A 15,404-nucleotide genomic window follows, 5' to 3' on the forward strand; every position below is an offset into this window, starting at 1 on the left:
GCGTGGACCACCTCGACGTGCTCGCCGACGCGGCGGAGAACCTGTACCCGGCGCGGATGCAGATGGCGCTGTCCCTCGGCTGGCACATCGTCTTCGCCTGCTTCGGCATCGCCTTCCCGCTGATCACGGTGGTCACCGAGTGGCGTGGCCACCGGCGCGGGGACGCCGAGCTGCTCGGGCTGGCCCGCACCTGGGCGAAGGCGATGGGCATCCTGTTCGCGGCCGGTGCGGTGTCGGGCACCCTGCTGTCCTTCGAGATGGGCATCCTCTGGCCGGGCCTCATGGACCGCTTCGGCGAGGTCTACGGCTTCCCGTTCGTGCTGGAGGGGTTCGCCTTCTTCATCGAGGCGATCTTCGTCGGCGTCTACCTCTTCGGCTGGGACCGGCTCTCGCCGCGGGCCCACGTGCTCAGCGCCGTCCCGATGATCGTGTCCGGCATGGCCGGGGCGTTCTTCGTCGTCGCGGCCAACGCGTGGATGAACAACCCGACCGGCTTCCGGCTCGACGCGCAGGGCCGGGTGGTCGACGCGCAGCCGTGGGCGGCGATGTTCGGCCCGTCCACCTGGCCGCAGGTGGTGCACATGCTGCTGGCGGCCTACATGGTCACCGGCTTCACCGTCGCGTCGGTGTACGCCGTCGGCGTGCTGCGCGGTCGCCGGGAGCGGCGCCACCGGCTGGGCCTGGTCATCCCGCTGGCGTTCGCCGCCGCGGTGACCCCCGTGCAGATCGGCGTGGGCGACTGGATCGCCAACACCGTCGCCGACAACCAGCCGGTGAAGCTCGCCGCGATGGAGGGGCAGTACGAGACCACCGCCGGGGCGCCGCTCTCGATCGGCGGCTGGTACAGCGACGGGGAGATGCGCGGGGCGCTGGAGATCCCCAACGGGCTCTCCCTGCTGGTGCACCACGACCCCGACGGCGTCGTCCTGGGGCTGGAGGAGGTCCCGCCCGACGAGCGCCCACCGGTCAACGTCGTGCACCTGGCCTTCGACACCATGGTCGGGCTCGGCTCGGCGCTGCTGCTGCTGGCGGTGTGGTGCGGCTGGGCCTGGTGGCGCCGCCGCCGGCTGCCCGGGTCGCGGTGGTTCCTGCGGGCGGTCGCCGCCTCCGGCGTCGCGGCGGTGGTGGCGATGGAGGCCGGCTGGGTGGTCACCGAGGTGGGCCGGCAGCCGTGGGTCGTGTACGGCCTGCTGCGCACCGCCGACGCGGTGAGCCCCGCCCCCGGGCTCTGGCTCGGCTTCTACGGGGTGCTGGCCGTCTACACCGTGCTGACCGCGCTCACCGTGTACGTGCTGCGGCGGCTGGCCTCCCGCCCCGGCACCTCCGCCCCGCAGGAGGTGGACGCCGAGCCGCCCGACCGGGGGACCGGACAGGTGGCCCTCCGGTGACGCTGGCCGAGGTCGTGCTCGCCGTCATGTTCGTCGGGCTGGTCGCCTACGGGCTGTTCGGCGGTGCGGACTTCGGGGCGGGCATCTGGGACCTGCTGGCCGGCGGCACCCGGCGCGGCGCCCGCCAGCGCGAGCTCATCGAGCACTCCATCGCGCCGGTGTGGGAGGCCAACCACGTCTGGCTGATCTTCGTGCTCGTCGTCCTCTGGACGGCGTTCTCCGGGGCGTTCGCCGCCGTTGTGACCACGCTGTACGTGCCGCTGACGCTGGCCGCGTTCGGGATGATCGCCCGCGGGGCGGCGTTCGCCTTCCGGAAGAGCACGACCACGCTCGGCATGCGCCGGGCGCTGGGTGCGGCGTTCGCGTTCTCCTCGCTGGCCACCCCCTACTTCCTCGGCAGCGTCGTCGGCGCCGTGGCCTCGGGCCGGGTCCCGGCCGGCATCGCCGCCGGCGACGTCGTGACGAGCTGGGTCAACCCGACGTCCGCGCTGGGCGGCGTGCTCGCCGTCCTGGTCTGCGCCTACCTGGCGGCGGTCTTCCTCTGCGCCGACGCCCGCCGCGAGGGAGCCGAGGACCTGGTGCGGCAGTTCCGCGCCCGCGCCCTGGGGACGGCGGCCGTGACCGGCGCGGTCGGCCTCGCCGGGCTGTTCGTGCTGCGCGCCGACGCCCCGCTGCTGTTCGACGGGCTGACCGGGCGGGCGGCGCCGGTGGTGGTGCTCTCCGTGGTCGCGGGCGTCGCCGCGCTGGGACTGCTGTGGACCCGCCGCTACGGCGCGGCGCGGGCCGCGTCGGCGCTGGCGGTGACCGCGATCCTGGTCGGCTGGGCGGTCGCCCAGTACCCGTACGTGCTGGTGCCCGAGGTGACCATCGAGGAGGCCGCGGTCGGCCGGTCGACCCTCGTCGCGATGCTGGTCGCCCTCGGCGCCGGCGCGGTCGTCCTGGTGCCCTCGCTGGTCTACCTGTACGTGCTGTTCCAGCGGGCGCCGACGGGGACGGCCGCCCACCCCGGCTCCTGACCGCGCTCGCACCGGTCTCGACTGGCCGACCGGGGACGGCTCGGTCAGGGTCGGAGGGGCCGGGGAGCCGTCCCCGACCCGACGGGTGGCCACCGCGCCGCCCGGAGCCCGAGGAGGCCCACCGATGCGAGCAATGGTCTACCGGGGGCCGTACAAGGTGCGGGTCGAGGACAAGGACGTCCCGGCCGTCGAGCACCCCAACGACGCGATCGTGCGGGTCACGCTGGCCGCCATCTGCGGCTCGGACCTGCACCTCTACCACGGCCTCATGCCGGACACCCGGATCGGGCACACGTTCGGCCACGAGTTCATCGGCGTCGTCGAGCAGGTCGGGTCCTCGGTGGAGGACCTGCAGGTCGGCGACCGGGTGATGGTGCCGTTCAACATCTCCTGCGGCAGCTGCTGGTTCTGCGCCCGGGGCCTGTACTCCAACTGCCACAACGTCAACCCCAACGCCACCGCCGTCGGCGGCATCTACGGCTACTCGCACACCACCGGCGGCTACGACGGCGGCCAGGCCCAGTACGTCCGCGTGCCGTTCGCCGACGTCGGTCCGGTGCGGATCCCCGACTGGATGCACGACGAGGACGCCGTCCTGCTGACCGACGCCGCCGCGACCGGCTACTTCGGCGCCCAGCTCGGCGACATCGTCGAGGGCGACACGGTCGTCGTCCTCGGTGCCGGGCCGGTCGGCCTGATCGCCGCCCAGTCGTCGTGGCTGATGGGCGCGGGCCGGGTGATCGTCGTCGACCACCTGCAGGAGCGGCTGGCCAAGGCGCGGAGCATGGCGTACGCCGAGACGCTGGACTACGACGAGTACGACGACATCGTGGTCGAGCTGAAAAAGCAGACCGACTTCCTCGGCGCCGACGTCGTCATCGACGCGGTCGGCGCGGAGGCCGACGGCAACCTGCTGCAGCACGTCGCCGGGGCGAAGCTCAAGCTGCAGGGCGGCTCACCGGTCGCGCTGAACTGGGCGATCGACGGGGTGCGCAAGGGCGGCACCGTCTCCGTCGTCGGCGCCTACGGGCCGATCCCCAACGCGGTGAAGTTCGGCGACGCGCTCAACAAGGGGCTCACCCTGCGGATGAACCAGACGCCGGTGAAGCGCCAGTGGCCGCGGATGTTCGAGCACGTGCGCAACGGCCACCTGACGCCCCGGGAGATGGTCACCCACCGGTTCCCGCTGGAGCACGTCGCGGAGGCCTACCACGTGTTCTCCGCCAAGCTCGACGGCTGCATCAAGCCGCTGATCCTGCCCGACGCGGCCTGAGGGGAGCGACCGTGACCGATCCCGACATCCCGAGTGCCTACGTCCGGGACAAGCGCACCCCGCCGCCGACCCGCGAGGAGCTGCGGGCCCGGATCCCCGGCTGGGGCGCCGACCTCGACCCCGCTGACCGGCCCTCGCACCCGAAGCTGCAGTACCCGGCGGACACCGGGGCGCACTGGGACTTCCCGGAGCGGCAGCCGGAGCGGCAGCCGCGGGAGCGGTCGGTCGAGCACGCCTTCGTGACGCCGGTCTTCGGCACCGCCCAGCCGCTGAGGGGGCTGTCGGGCGTGGTGCGCCGGTTCGCCTACGAGCGGTTCAGCGAGGGCCGGCTGGCGCACTGGGTGCTGCTGGTCGCCGGTGACCGGATCGACGCCTGGGGGAGCCACCTGCGCTCGTTCGCCACCCTGCGCCCGGACGTGCCGGCGACGGGAGTGCGCGGCGAGCTCGCCCACGGCGGGCTGCGCTCGCGGCGCGGACGCAGCGACGCCCGGCACCACCTGATCGACCCGGTCGTCGTGGCCGGGCCGTGGGTGGCCGGCGCCGCGGTGACGTACACCGGCGTCCGCCGGGTGGTGCGCGCACTGCGCCGCTGAACGGCCCGCGCCGGCGCAGGTGCCTCCCGCGCGCGGAAGGCACCCTGCCGCCTCACCCCTATTGTGGAACCGGATCAAGCAGAACCGGGTTCCGGCCGACTCCGTTCCCATGTCCCAGTGCCCGACGAGCACGTCGCTGCCCGACGGCGCCTACGAGGCGTTGTTCACGCACGGCATCGACGGCTTCCTGCTCGCCTCCCCGGAGGGGGAGATCCTCCGGGCGAACCCGCGGGCGTGCGAGCTGCTGGGCCGGTCCGAGGCGGAGCTGATCGAGGTCGGGCGCGCCGGGCTCGTCGACCGCCGGGACCCCCGGTGGGTCGAGGCCGTCGAGCGCCGCGGCCGGGACGGCGCCTACCGCGGGGTGCTGCGCCTGCGGCGCGGCGACGGCTCGACCTTCCCGGCCGAGGTGAGCACGGCGCTGCTGCCGGGTGGGGACACCCCGCTGGCCTACGTCTCCTTCCGGGACATGACCGCGGCGGAGGCCGAGGCGGCCCGGACGGCGGAGAGCCGGCGGGCGGCGGCCGAGGTCGTGGACAGCCTGGAGTCGTTCAGCGACATGTACTTCGGCGTGGACGCGGACTGGCGGATCACGTACATCAACGCACAGGCCGAGGCCCGGTTGGGCGTCTCGCGGGACGACGTCGTCGGCCGGGACCTGTGGCAGCACTTCCCCGACCTGCTCGGGACGCCCTTCGAGGAGGCGTACCGCGAGGCCGTGCGGACGAGGCGGCCGGTGACGGTGGAGGCCTGCTATGCCGCCGCTGACCTGTGGGCCGAGACGCGGGTGTTCCCCCTGCGCCGGGGCGGGCTCGGGGTCTACTTCCGGGACGTCGGCGAGCGGCGGGCCATGGAGCAGGAGCGGGAACGGCTGCTGACCGCCGAGCGCCGGGCGCGCACCGACGCCGAGCGGGCGCAGCACGACCTCGCCCACCGGGCCACCCACGACGACCTCACCGGGCTGCCCAACCGCACCGGCCTCGTGCAGCAGGTCGGCGCGGTCCTCGACCGGTGGCCGGTCGCCGGGATGACCCTGCTGTTCATCGACCTCGACCGCTTCAAGCTCGTCAACGACAGCCTGGGCCACGCAGCCGGTGACGCGCTGCTCGCGGTCGCCGCGAGCCGTCTGGCCGAGCTGGCCGGCTCCACCGAGCTGGTCGCCCGCTTCGGCGGCGACGAGTTCGTCATGGCGATGTTCGACGCCTCCGTCGTGGCTGCCGACCGGATGGCCGCCGCGGTCATCGCGGCACTCTCCGAGCCGGTGGAGACCGGCGCGCGCCTGGCGGTCACCGCCAGCGTGGGCATGGCGTCGTCGGCGGTGCCGGCCGACCTGGACACGCTGCTGCGGGAGGCCGATGCGGCGATGCACCGGGCGAAGGACGGCGGCGGCGGGCGGGCGGCCTGGTTCGACGAGCAGATGCACCTGCAGTCGGTGCACCGGGTGCGGACCGAGCGCGACCTGCGCCTGGCGCTCGAGCGCGACGAGCTGTTCCTGGAGTACCAGCCGGCGTTCGACCTGCGCTTCGAGCGGATCACGCACGTGGAGGCGCTGGTCCGCTGGCGGCACCCGGAGCGCGGCGTCGTCCCGCCGCTGGAGTTCGTCCCGGTCGCCGAGGAGGCCGGGCTGATCGGCCGGTTGGGCGAGTGGGTCCTGGGGCGCGTCGTCGAGCAGGCGACCCGGTGGGCGCACGTCCCCGGCCTGCGGGTCTGGGTCAACGTCTCCCCACGGCAGCTGGCCGACGGCCGGATGCCGGACGTCCTGGCCACCCACCTCGCCCGGGCCGGGCTGGGCGCCGACCGGCTGGGCATCGAGGTCACCGAGTCGACCTTCGCCGACTCCTCCTGCATGGCGGCCGTCCTGGAGGAGGTCCGGGCGCTGGGTGTCGCGGTCGCGATCGACGACTTCGGCACCGGCTACAGCTCGCTGGCCCGGCTCGGCGACCTGCCGGTCGACGTCATCAAGATCGACCGGTCGTTCGTGCAGGACCTGGGGACGGCGCGCGGCGAGGCGGTGCTGTCCAGCATCGTCACCCTCGCCCACGCGCTGGACGCCGAGGTCATCGCCGAGGGGGTCGAGACGCTGGAGCAGCTGCGCGCGCTCAGCGTGCTCGGAGCCGACTCGGCCAGCGGGTTCCTGCTGGCCCGGCCGGCGGCCCCTGAGCACCTCCCGATGGTCCTCGCGGACCCCGCATCGGCGCGCCCGCAGCTGCACCCCTCGGTGGCGCGGGTGCCGCGCGAGCTGCGGGTGCACTGACCCGGGCAGCCAGCCGACTCCCAGCCGGCGTCCATTCCGCGCACGGCCGGTGCGCCTCCGCGAACCGCACGACGCGCAGCCACGACGGCGACCGTGCCCTCGTGCTCCGCCGGCCGACGGCGTGCCGTCCCGCCTCAGTCCTCGTGAGGCGCGGCCGGGCCGCCGAGCGACCCGATCGGGACCGACAGCTCCGGGAGCTGCGGGCACACCCAGACGGCGAGGCCGGAGCCGGTGACGTCGACCCGCAGGGGGTGGGGATGACGGGGGCACGGGGGCCAGGCGCCGTGCAGCTCCTCGATGACGTCGTCCTGGACGGCGTCGGCCAGGTGGCAGGCCGCCTCCTCCCCGTCCGCCATCGACGGCAGTCCGCGGCCGGTGTGCGCGGTCTCCAGCCACACCTCGGGGAAGGGCAACGGCCGGCGGGGCCGGACCGGCGGGCGGCCGTCGACGAAGACCCCGCCGACCGCCACGGGGCCGGGTGCGGACCACTCCTCCTCGTCCTCGTGCACCGTCACCCGCCAGCGGAGGTCGAGGCCGGTGGTGGCCTCGACGTCCCGCAGGACCCGCGCCGCCACGGGCTCCCAGAACCGTCGGACGGCGGGGAGCTGCTCCCGCCAGGCCGCCATCGCCCGCCGGTCGCGCTCGAGCACGCGCCCGGGGCCGCCCCGACGGTGGAAGGCGGCCCACTCGTCGATCTCCTCGAACAGCTGCTCGGGGTCGGAGACGTCGGGGTGGGAGCCGGCCACGCAGACGCGCCGATCGCCGTACTCGGCCCAGAGGCCGCCCCACTCGGCCGTGAGCCGACATGCGTCGGTCAGGCCGCGCTCCTCCTGCAACCGGCCGGCAGCGCTCGCCAGCGCCTGCTCCCAGCGAGCCCGCTCGGCCGGGTCCGGCCAGGCTCCGCCGGCGTCGCGGCCTCCTGCGGTCACGGCGACATCCTGACCCACGGAGCCGCAGGGCTCCGCAGGTGTGCTCGGCGGCAACTGCCCGGCTGGGAGATGGTGGGGACCGTGTGCGAGGGGAGGCACGGATGAGAACGGTCGCGATCGCCTGTCAGGGCGGCGGCAGCCACACGGCGTTCACCGGCGGTGTGCTGCAACGTCTGCTGGCCGACGAGGACCACAGGGTCGTGGGGCTGTCCGGCACCTCGGGTGGCGCCGTCTGCGCCCTGCTGGCGTGGTACGGCCTGCTGATCGGCGGCGCGGCCGAGGCCGGCCGGTTGCTCGAGCGCTTCTGGGAGGACAACGCGGCCACCACGCTGGGCGACAAGGCGGCGAACGCCTGGCTGGTCGGCCTGGCCCGGCTGGAGGGGCGGGTGACGCTCCCGACGGTGAGCCCCTACGCCTATCCGGGGTTCGCCGGCGCCGCCTTCACCGACCTGCTGACCCGCCACGTCGACGTGGACCGGCTGGCCCGGCTGCAGGAGTCCCCGCCCGAGGACCAGCCGCTGCTGCTCGTCGGCGCCGTGGACGTCCTCAGCGGCGACGTCAAGGCCTTCTCCAGCCGGCGCCGGGAGATCACGGTGAACGCCGTGCTGGCCTCGGCCGCCGTCCCGCTGCTCTTCCGCGCCGTCGAGGAGCGGGGCCGGCTCTACTGGGACGGGCTGTTCAGCCAGAACCCGCCGGTGCGCGAGCTGCCCGACGCCGGCCCGGAGGAGATCTGGGTGGTCCGGGTCAACCCGCGCGCCCGGGCCACCGAGCCGAAGACGGTGGGTGACATCGCCGACCGGCGGAACGAGCTCGCCGGCAACCTCTCGCTGGAGCAGGAGCTGTTCTTCATCCGCAAGGTCAACGAGTGGGCGGACCGTCTCGGCGACCCGTACCGGCGCATCGAGATCCGCGAGGTCACCCTCGACCTCGACCTGGACCTGCCCAGCAAGCTGGACCGCAGGCCCGCGTTCCTCCGCCGGCTGTTCGATGCGGGGCGGGAGGAAGCGGAGGAGTTCCTGGCCCGGCTGCCCGGCTGACGGCCGTGCCGGCACGGCCGCACCGGGATCCCGTCCCCGTGCACCGCGCCGGCCGGCGTCCGGGGCTACCGGACCAGGCGCAGTGCCGGTGCGGCGGGGGCGCTGTGGGCGGGCGCTGCCGATCCGCCGGGGAGGACGGCGAGCGGTGGACGGACGCTTGCCAGGCGTCGTCCACCGAGCCTGGCCCGAAGCGACACGTTCGCGTAGCCGTCGGGCAGCCGGTGGCACTCGTGATGGGTGTGCGGCGACGTCGCGGACGCGGCCGGGTGCTGCGCCAGGTGGACGTAGTCGATGCTGTCCGCGGGGTCGTACGTCCTCACCTCGTCCTCGCCTCCTCCCCGACCGGCCGGTGCGGCGGACGCGGTCTGCGATGGCGGCACCGCTGGTGTGATCCGGACAGGCACAGCATGGCGGTGGGGTACGACAGGACGTCGATCCGACGCGGACCCGCCCGGCACGTCGACGGCCGGCCGCGCCGGGTCGGGGGTGCGCCGATGGGACCGGTGGGCGCCCACGCGTCGAGCCGGGTGTCGGCACGTCCCCCGGCCGCGCTCAGCGCGCGGCGAGCGCGGCGCCCATCTGCTCGACGGCCTGCGCCAGCACCGGTCGCGGGGTCGCGAGGTTGAGCCGCACGTGGTCGGACCCTGCGCCGCCGCACAGCAGGCCATCGATCAGCGCCACCCCGGCCCGCTCGAGGAAGAACGCGCCCGGCTCGGCCAGGCCGAGCTCCCGGCAGTCCAGCCAGGCCAGGTAGGTGCCCTCGGGCGGGGTGTACCCGACGCCGGGCAGGTGCTCGGCCACCAGCTCGGCCAGCAGCCGGCGGTTGCCGTCGAGGTAGCCCAGGACGCCGTCCAGCCAGCCGGCGCCGCCGGTGTAGGCGGCCGTGTTCGCGACGACCCCGAGCGTGGACGCGCCGTGCTCGGCGTGCAGTCCCACCCGGGACCACACCTCGGCGTCGGCGGAGTTCGACAGCACCAGCTGGGCGCACTTGAGGCCCGGCAGGTTCCACGCCTTGGACGCCGAGGTCGCGGTCACCGCGTGCCCGGCCGTGACGTCGTCCAGCGACGCGTAGGGCACGTGCCGGGAACCGGGGAACACCAGCGGCGCGTGGATCTCGTCGGAGAACACCCGCCCGCCGTGCCGGTCGACCACCTCGGCGACCGCGGTCATCTCCGCCGGCTCCAGCACCCGGCCGATCGGGTTGTGCGGGTTGCACAGCACCAGCAGGTGCCCACCGGCGCGGTAGGCGGCGTCCAGCGCGTCGAGGTCGTAGCCGTACCGGTCGCCGTCGCGGGCCATCGGCACCTCGATCACCTCGCGGCCGAGCACCGCCGGCAGGGTGAGGAAGGGCATGTACGCCGGCGTCGGCAGGATCACCGGGCTGCCCGGGCGGGAGAAGTGCTCGACCGCGGCGGCCATGCCCGCCAGGACGTCGGCCAGCGGGCGCACCCGCTCCGGCGGTACCGCCCAGCCGTACCGGTCCCGCGACCAGGCGGCGTACGCCTCGGACATCCCGGCCAGCAGTGCCGGCGGGAGGTAGCCGAGCGCTCCGCCGTCCACCGCCGCGTGCAGCGCCTGGGTGACCGCCGGCGCCGTCCCGAAGTCCATCTCCGCGACGAACGACCCGATCGCCCCGGGGAACAGCGACCACTTCAGCCCGCCGCGCCGCCGCAGCTCCTCGACGGTCAGCCCGTCGAACCCGGCGTCAGGCACCGGTGGCCCGGGCCAGCAGCTGGGCCAGGTGCAGGCCCTCGCGCCCGGCCAGCTGGTCGAGCTGGGTCCGGCAGGAGAACCCGTCGGCCAGCACGACGGCGTCCGGCCCGGCGGCGCGGACGGCGGGCAGCAGCTGCTGCTCGGCGATCGTCACCGACACGTCGTGGTGCCCGCGCTCGACGCCCCAGTTGCCGGCCAGCCCGCAGCAGCCGCCGATCCGGGTGACCGTCGCGCCGGCCTCCCGCAGCAGCCGCTCGTCGGTCGCCCACCCGAGCACGGCGTGGTGGTGGCAGTGCGGCTGCGCGACGACCTCCGTCCCGGCCAGTGACGGCGGCGTCCACCCCGGGGTCTCCCGCAGCAGCTCGGCCAGCGTCCGGGTGCCCGCGGCGACCCGCTCGGCGGCCGGCCCGCCCACCAGTTCCAGCGCCTCGTGCCGCAGCACCGCGGTGCAGGAGGGTTCCACGCCCACCACCGGGATCCCGTCGTCCACCAGCGGGGCGAGCAGCTCGACGGTGCGGCCCAGGGTGCGGCGCGCGGCGTCCAGCTGGCCGGTGGTGATCCAGGTGAGCCCGCAGCAGGCCTCGGCGGGCGGGACCTGCACCCGGTACCCGGCGTCCTCCAGCACCGCGACCGTGGCCACGGCGACCGCGGGGTCGAAGTGGTCGGTGAACGAGTCGACCCACAACGCGACCGGCCGACCTCCGGTCCGGGGTGGCCGCTCCGCCCACCAGGCGCGGAAGGTCTGCCGCGCGAACGCCGGCAGCGACCGGCGCTGGTCGACACCGGCGCCCCACTTCGCCAGCCGGCCGCCCAGCCGCGAGCCGGTGACCGCGTTGGCCACCCGGGGCACGCGGGCGGCGACGTCGGCCCAGCGGGGCAGCCAGCCCAGCGTGTAGTGCGAGCGCGGGCGGAGCCGCCGCCGGTAGCTCTGGTGCAGCACCTCGGCCTTGTAGGAGGCCATGTCGACGCCGGTCGGGCAGTCGCGCGAGCAGCCCTTGCACGACAGGCACAGGTCCAGGGCGTCGTGCACCTCGGGCGATCGCCAGTCCCGCACCGGGCCGCCGGGCGCGAGCATCTCCTGCAGCACCCGGGCCCGGCCGCGGGTGGTGTCCTTCTCCTCCCGCGTCGCCGGCCACGACGGGCACATCACCCCGCCGGTGGCCTGCAGGTCCGCCCGGCACTTGCCGACGCCGGTGCAGCGGTGCACCGCGGCCGAGAAGTCGCCGCCGTCGTGCCGGTAGGCCAGGGCCAGGTCGTGCGTCCGGCGCGGCGCGGCAGCCATCCGGATGTCGTCCTCGACCCGCGCCGGGCGCACCAGCACGCCGGGGTTGAGCACGTCGGCCGGGTCGAACAGGCCCTTGACCCGCTCGAAGAGACCCAGCACGTGCGGGGAGTACATGTGCGGGAGCAGCTCGCTGCGGGCCCGACCGTCACCGTGCTCGCCGGACACCGAGCCGCCGAAGCGGGCCACCAGGGCGGCGGCGTCCTGCACGAAGGCGCGGTAGGCCTCGCGGCCGCGGTCGGGCTCGCGGTCGAACGGGAAGTCGATCCGCCCGTGCACGCAGCCGTCGCCGAAGTGGCCGTAGGGGACGCACTGCAGCCCGTGCCCGTCCAGCAGCGCCTCGAACTCGCGCAGGTAGGAGCCCAGCTGCTCGACCGGCACCGCGGCGTCCTCCCAGCCGGCGTGCGCGGGCCTCCCGTCGGAGGTGCGGGCGGCCAGGCCCGCGCCGTCCTCGCGGATCCGCCAGATCGCCGCGGCCTCGGCGATGTCGGTGACCACCAGGGAGTCCAGCGCCCCGGCGTCGGTCAGCACGCCCCGCGCCTTGGCCTCGATCTCGGCCACGGTCTCGCCGGTCAGCTCGACGATCAGCCAGCCGTCGCCGCGGGGCAGGTCGGGCACCACCGCCGCGGGGACGTCGCGCAGCCGCTGCACGATCCGCTGGTCCAGGCCCTCGACGGCGGTCGGCGCGTGCGGCAGCAGCGCGGGGGTGGCGTCGGCGGCCTCGGCCATCGACGGGTAGCCGAGCACGACCAGGCCGCGGAACGGGGCGTCGGTGACCAGCCGCACGGTCGCGCCGAGCACCACGGCGAGCGTGCCCTCGCTGCCGACGAGGGCGCGGGCGACGTCGAAGTCGCGCTCGGGCAGCAGGTGCTCCAGCGAGTAGCCCGACACCTGCCGGCCGAAGCGGCCCAGCTCGGTGCGGATCGCGGCCAGCTCGCCGTCCACCAGGCGCCGCAGCTCGCCGAGTACTCCGTTCTCGTCCGCCTTTGTCGCGATATTGGCGGTCGGTGGGCCGAGCCGCAGCCGCTCGCCGGCACCGGTGACCACGTCCAGGCCCACCACGTTGTCCGACGTCCGGCCGTAGCCCAGGGCGCGCGAGCCGCAGGCGTTGTTGCCGATCATCCCGCCGACGGTGCAGCGGTTGTGCGTGCTCGGGTCCGGGCCGAAGCGCAACCCGTACGGCCGGGCCGCGGTCTGCAGGGCCGCCTGGACGACCCCCGGGTCGACGGTCGCCGTCCGCGCCTCGGGATCGATCGCGTGCACCCGCGACAGGTACCGGCTGGTGTCCACGACGACGCCGGTGCCGACCGCGTTGCCGGCGATCGACGTCCCGGCGCCGCGCGCGGTCAGCGGCACCCCGAGCTCGCGGCAGACGGCGAGGGTGGCCTCGATCTCGTCGGGGTGCCGCGGCCGGACCACCGCCTGCGGCAGCACCCGGTACAGCGAGGCGTCGGAGGCGTACAGCGCCCGGGCCAGTCCGGAGTCGTCGACGTCGCCGACCCCGGCGCGGCGCAGAGCCGCCAGGAGGTCGGCGTCCGGATCGCTGGTGCGGGCCATGGGGCTCCTCGTGCCGCGGGTCGGTGCCTCCTCCTTGTACACCGCGCGGGCACCTCACCGGCACGGCGGACCCGGACCGGGCCGCCTCTGCTCGGTGACCGCCCCGGTGGGGAGCGTGATCCCCGGCCGCGTGTCCCCGTCCGGCCCGGCGACACGCGGCGTCGCAGCGGGATCCGCGGACCGGGCCCCCGATCCTCGGTCGCCATGACGGGCTGGCGCGCACTCCTCGAGGTCGAGATCCCGATCGTCACCGCCGCGACCCGGCTGGACTTCCTGAGCCGGCGGGACAGCGCCGCGGCGGTCGCGCAGCCCGCCGTCCGCCCCTCGCACTCCTGGACCGACCACCTGCACGGGCAGGTCGAGCCGCTGGACCTCGAGGAGTCCCTGGAGCTGCTCGACCTCGGCATCGGGGTCGCCCGGCGGGCCTACGACGCGCAGCACCGGGGCATCCGCGCCGCGCTGCGCGCCGGGGCGTCGTGGCAACGGATCGGCGCGCTCCTCGGCACCACCGCGCTGACCGCCTGGAACGGCCACCAGCGGTGGATCGAGGAGCAGGTCGAGCTCTTCGAGGCCACCGGCCGGGACGGGCTGGACGACGTCGGCGCGGTCGAGGCGCTGGAGCTGGCCGGCGAGCGCCCGGTGGTCCTCGGCCACGTCAGGCGCGTCGGCCCCTGACCTCCGGGTACACCGGTCGGCGGCTCAGTCCTCGAGCACCCACACCGCGCTGTCCGGCGGGAGGGCGACCGTGCCACCGGAGCGGCGGACCGCCGCGGTGGAGGCGAGCAGCACCTGACCCGGGCAGCCGGCGAGCACCGTCTCGCTGCCCATGTTGACCACGCAGCGCACCGCCTCGCCGCCGCCGACGGACCGGATGGTCAGCACGTCGCCGCGGGTGGTCACCGTCGCCGAGCCCGAGGCGAAGGCCGGGTGGGCCTTGCGCAGCGCCAGCGCGCGCCGGTGCAGCGTCAGCGTCGACCCGCCCTGGGCGGTCTGCACCGAGACGGCGTAGCGGCCCCAGTCGGCCGGGATCGGCAGCCACGGCTCGGCCGCGCCCTCGGGGGAGAAGCCGACGCCCTCGGCGGGGTTCCACGGCATCGGCACCCGGCAGCCGTCGCGGCCGGCGCGGGCACCGCCGCTGCGGTGGAAGATCGGGTCCTGCTTCGCCTCGTCGGGCACGTGCGCCTGCGGCAGGCCCAGCTCGTCGCCGGCGTACAGGTACGCCGACCCCGGCAGCGCCAGCGTCAGCAGTGCCGCGGCACGGGCCCGCGCGGTGCCGAGCTCGCCGCCGCCGAAGCGGGTGACCTGCCGCTCCTTGTCGTGGTTGCCCAGCACCCAGGACACCGGCGCGCCGACCCGGCCGTAGGCGTCCAGCGCGCTCGCGATCGCCTCGGCGAACGGCGCGACCGCCCACGGGGACTTGAGCAGCCGGAACGACAGCGCCTGGTGCAGCTCGTCGGGGCGGGAGTACTGCGCGACCTCGTCGAGGTCGGCCAGGCAGACCTCGCCGACCAGCATCGTGTCCGGGTACTCGTCGCAGATCGACCGCCAGCGGCGCCACACGTCGTGCACCTCGGGCTGGTTCCAGGTCATCGCCTGCTCCGGGCCGTGCCCGAAGAGCGTGGGGGAGTAGCTGCCGGGGTTGTCCCGCAGACCGGCGTCCTTGTAGAGGCCGTAGGCGACGTCGACCCGGAAGCCGCTCACGCCCCGGTCCAGCCAGAAGCGCAGGGTCCGCTCGAAGTCCGCGGCCACGGCCGGGTCGCGCCAGTTGAGGTCGGGCTGCTCGGGGGCGAACAGGTGCAGGTACCAGCGGCCGTCCGGGGTGCGCGACCAGGCCGGCCCGCCGAAGAGCGAGCGCCAGTTGTTCGGCGGCTCCTCCGACGGCGGGGCGAAGTGGTAGCGCGCGGCCTCGGGGGAGTCCGGGTCGGCCAGCGCGGCCTGGAACCACGGGTGCTGGTCCGAGCTGTGGTTGGGGACGACGTCCAGCACGACCTTCAGGCCCAGCCGGCGGGCGTCGTCCACCAGGGCCTCGAGGTCGGACACGTCGCCGTAGTCGGGGTCGACCGCGCGGTAGTCGACGACGTCGTAGCCGCCGTCCGCACCGCCCGAGGGGTAGTGCGGGTTGATCCACACCGCGTCGACGCCGAGCCACGCGAGGTAGGGCAGCCGCTGCCGCAGCCCGCGCAGGTCGCCGGTCCCGTCGCCGTCGCTGTCGGCGAACGAGCGCAGGTACACCTGGTAGACCACCGCGTCGCGCCACCAGGGGGCGGGCGCGACTGCGGGGGCGACCCGGCGCTGGGTCTGGGTCCTCGCGAGGGAGAGGCGGCGTGCCATGCCGCCACCATCGGCGGATCCGGGCGCCAGGTTG

The 15,404-nt window shown here is 75.2% G+C and carries 11 protein-coding genes; 7 read left to right on the forward strand and 4 right to left on the reverse strand.

The annotated features are described in order from the left end of the window. The first annotated feature begins 2 nt into the window (after window positions 1-2). The 5 genes from BLR12_RS14875 to BLR12_RS14895 all read left to right on the forward strand — a co-directional run bounded on the left by BLR12_RS14875 (window position 3) and on the right by BLR12_RS14895 (window position 6,521). Window positions 3-1,388, forward strand: coding sequence for a cytochrome ubiquinol oxidase subunit I (locus BLR12_RS14875; RefSeq protein ID WP_218120687.1), 1,386 nt, complete (start codon window positions 3-5; stop codon window positions 1,386-1,388). Then, complete coding sequence (locus tag BLR12_RS14880) at window positions 1,385-2,404, forward strand: cytochrome d ubiquinol oxidase subunit II (protein WP_091379511.1); 1,020 nt, start codon at window positions 1,385-1,387, stop codon at window positions 2,402-2,404. The genes BLR12_RS14875 and BLR12_RS14880 overlap by 4 nt, the downstream gene beginning before the upstream one ends. 124 nt (window positions 2,405-2,528) lie before the next feature. Then, window positions 2,529-3,677 (forward strand): zinc-dependent alcohol dehydrogenase, encoded by a 1,149-nt coding sequence (locus BLR12_RS14885; protein ID WP_091379514.1) that lies wholly within the window; start codon window positions 2,529-2,531, stop codon window positions 3,675-3,677. Between the two features lie 11 nt (window positions 3,678-3,688). Further along, window positions 3,689-4,270, forward strand: a complete 582-nt coding sequence (locus BLR12_RS14890; RefSeq protein WP_091379517.1) for a hypothetical protein — start codon at window positions 3,689-3,691, stop codon at window positions 4,268-4,270. A 109-nt stretch (window positions 4,271-4,379) separates the two neighbouring features. Then, window positions 4,380-6,521, forward strand: coding sequence for a putative bifunctional diguanylate cyclase/phosphodiesterase (locus BLR12_RS14895; protein WP_091379519.1), 2,142 nt, complete (start codon window positions 4,380-4,382; stop codon window positions 6,519-6,521). Between the two features lie 134 nt (window positions 6,522-6,655). On the opposite strand, the gene BLR12_RS14900 is transcribed toward BLR12_RS14895, so the two are convergent. After that, on the reverse strand, window positions 6,656-7,450 hold the full coding sequence (locus tag BLR12_RS14900) for a hypothetical protein (RefSeq protein ID WP_091379522.1): 795 nt from the start codon (window positions 7,448-7,450) through the stop codon (window positions 6,656-6,658). Window positions 7,451-7,551: 101 nt separating this feature from the next. Between BLR12_RS14900 and BLR12_RS14905 the strand changes: the two genes are divergently transcribed. Next, a complete protein-coding gene (locus BLR12_RS14905) occupies window positions 7,552-8,487 on the forward strand; it encodes a patatin-like phospholipase family protein (protein WP_091379525.1) in 936 nt (311 codons plus the stop codon). A 552-nt stretch (window positions 8,488-9,039) separates the two neighbouring features. On the opposite strand, the gene BLR12_RS14915 is transcribed toward BLR12_RS14905, so the two are convergent. Both BLR12_RS14915 and BLR12_RS14920 read right to left on the reverse strand, forming a co-directional pair. Next, window positions 9,040-10,200 (reverse strand): MalY/PatB family protein, encoded by a 1,161-nt coding sequence (locus BLR12_RS14915; RefSeq protein WP_091379531.1) that lies wholly within the window; start codon window positions 10,198-10,200, stop codon window positions 9,040-9,042. Then, a complete protein-coding gene (locus tag BLR12_RS14920; RefSeq protein ID WP_091379534.1) occupies window positions 10,193-13,039 on the reverse strand; it encodes an FAD-binding and (Fe-S)-binding domain-containing protein in 2,847 nt (948 codons plus the stop codon). The genes BLR12_RS14915 and BLR12_RS14920 overlap by 8 nt, the downstream gene beginning before the upstream one ends. Window positions 13,040-13,243: 204 nt before the next feature. On the opposite strand from BLR12_RS14920, the gene BLR12_RS14925 reads away from it, so the two are divergent. Next, window positions 13,244-13,714: a hypothetical protein gene (locus BLR12_RS14925; RefSeq protein ID WP_091379538.1), complete on the forward strand. Its 471-nt coding sequence runs from the start codon at window positions 13,244-13,246 to the stop codon at window positions 13,712-13,714. 24 nt (window positions 13,715-13,738) lie between these two features. Here BLR12_RS14925 and BLR12_RS14930 read toward each other — a convergent pair whose 3' ends face one another. Next, window positions 13,739-15,370: a glycoside hydrolase family 13 protein gene (locus tag BLR12_RS14930; RefSeq protein ID WP_091379541.1), complete on the reverse strand. Its 1,632-nt coding sequence runs from the start codon at window positions 15,368-15,370 to the stop codon at window positions 13,739-13,741. Window positions 15,371-15,404 lie beyond the last annotated feature (34 nt).

The organism is Geodermatophilus sp. DSM 45219 (assembly GCF_900104025.1).
GTDB lineage: Bacteria > Actinomycetota > Actinomycetes > Mycobacteriales > Geodermatophilaceae > Geodermatophilus.

Bases quoted from the DNA above. Each gene is read 5' to 3' on its own strand.
- BLR12_RS14885 (WP_091379514.1), top strand. From the start codon at position 2,529: ATGCGAGCAATGGTCTACCGGGGGCCGTACAAGGTGCGGGTCGAGGAC.
- BLR12_RS14895 (WP_091379519.1), top strand. From the start codon at position 4,380: ATGTCCCAGTGCCCGACGAGCACGTCGCTGCCCGACGGCGCCTACGAG.
- BLR12_RS14905 (WP_091379525.1), top strand. From the start codon at position 7,552: ATGAGAACGGTCGCGATCGCCTGTCAGGGCGGCGGCAGCCACACGGCG.
- BLR12_RS14920 (WP_091379534.1), bottom strand. From the start codon at position 13,039: ATGGCCCGCACCAGCGATCCGGACGCCGACCTCCTGGCGGCTCTGCGC.
- BLR12_RS14925 (WP_091379538.1), top strand. From the start codon at position 13,244: ATGACGGGCTGGCGCGCACTCCTCGAGGTCGAGATCCCGATCGTCACC.
- BLR12_RS14930 (WP_091379541.1), bottom strand. From the start codon at position 15,370: ATGGCACGCCGCCTCTCCCTCGCGAGGACCCAGACCCAGCGCCGGGTC.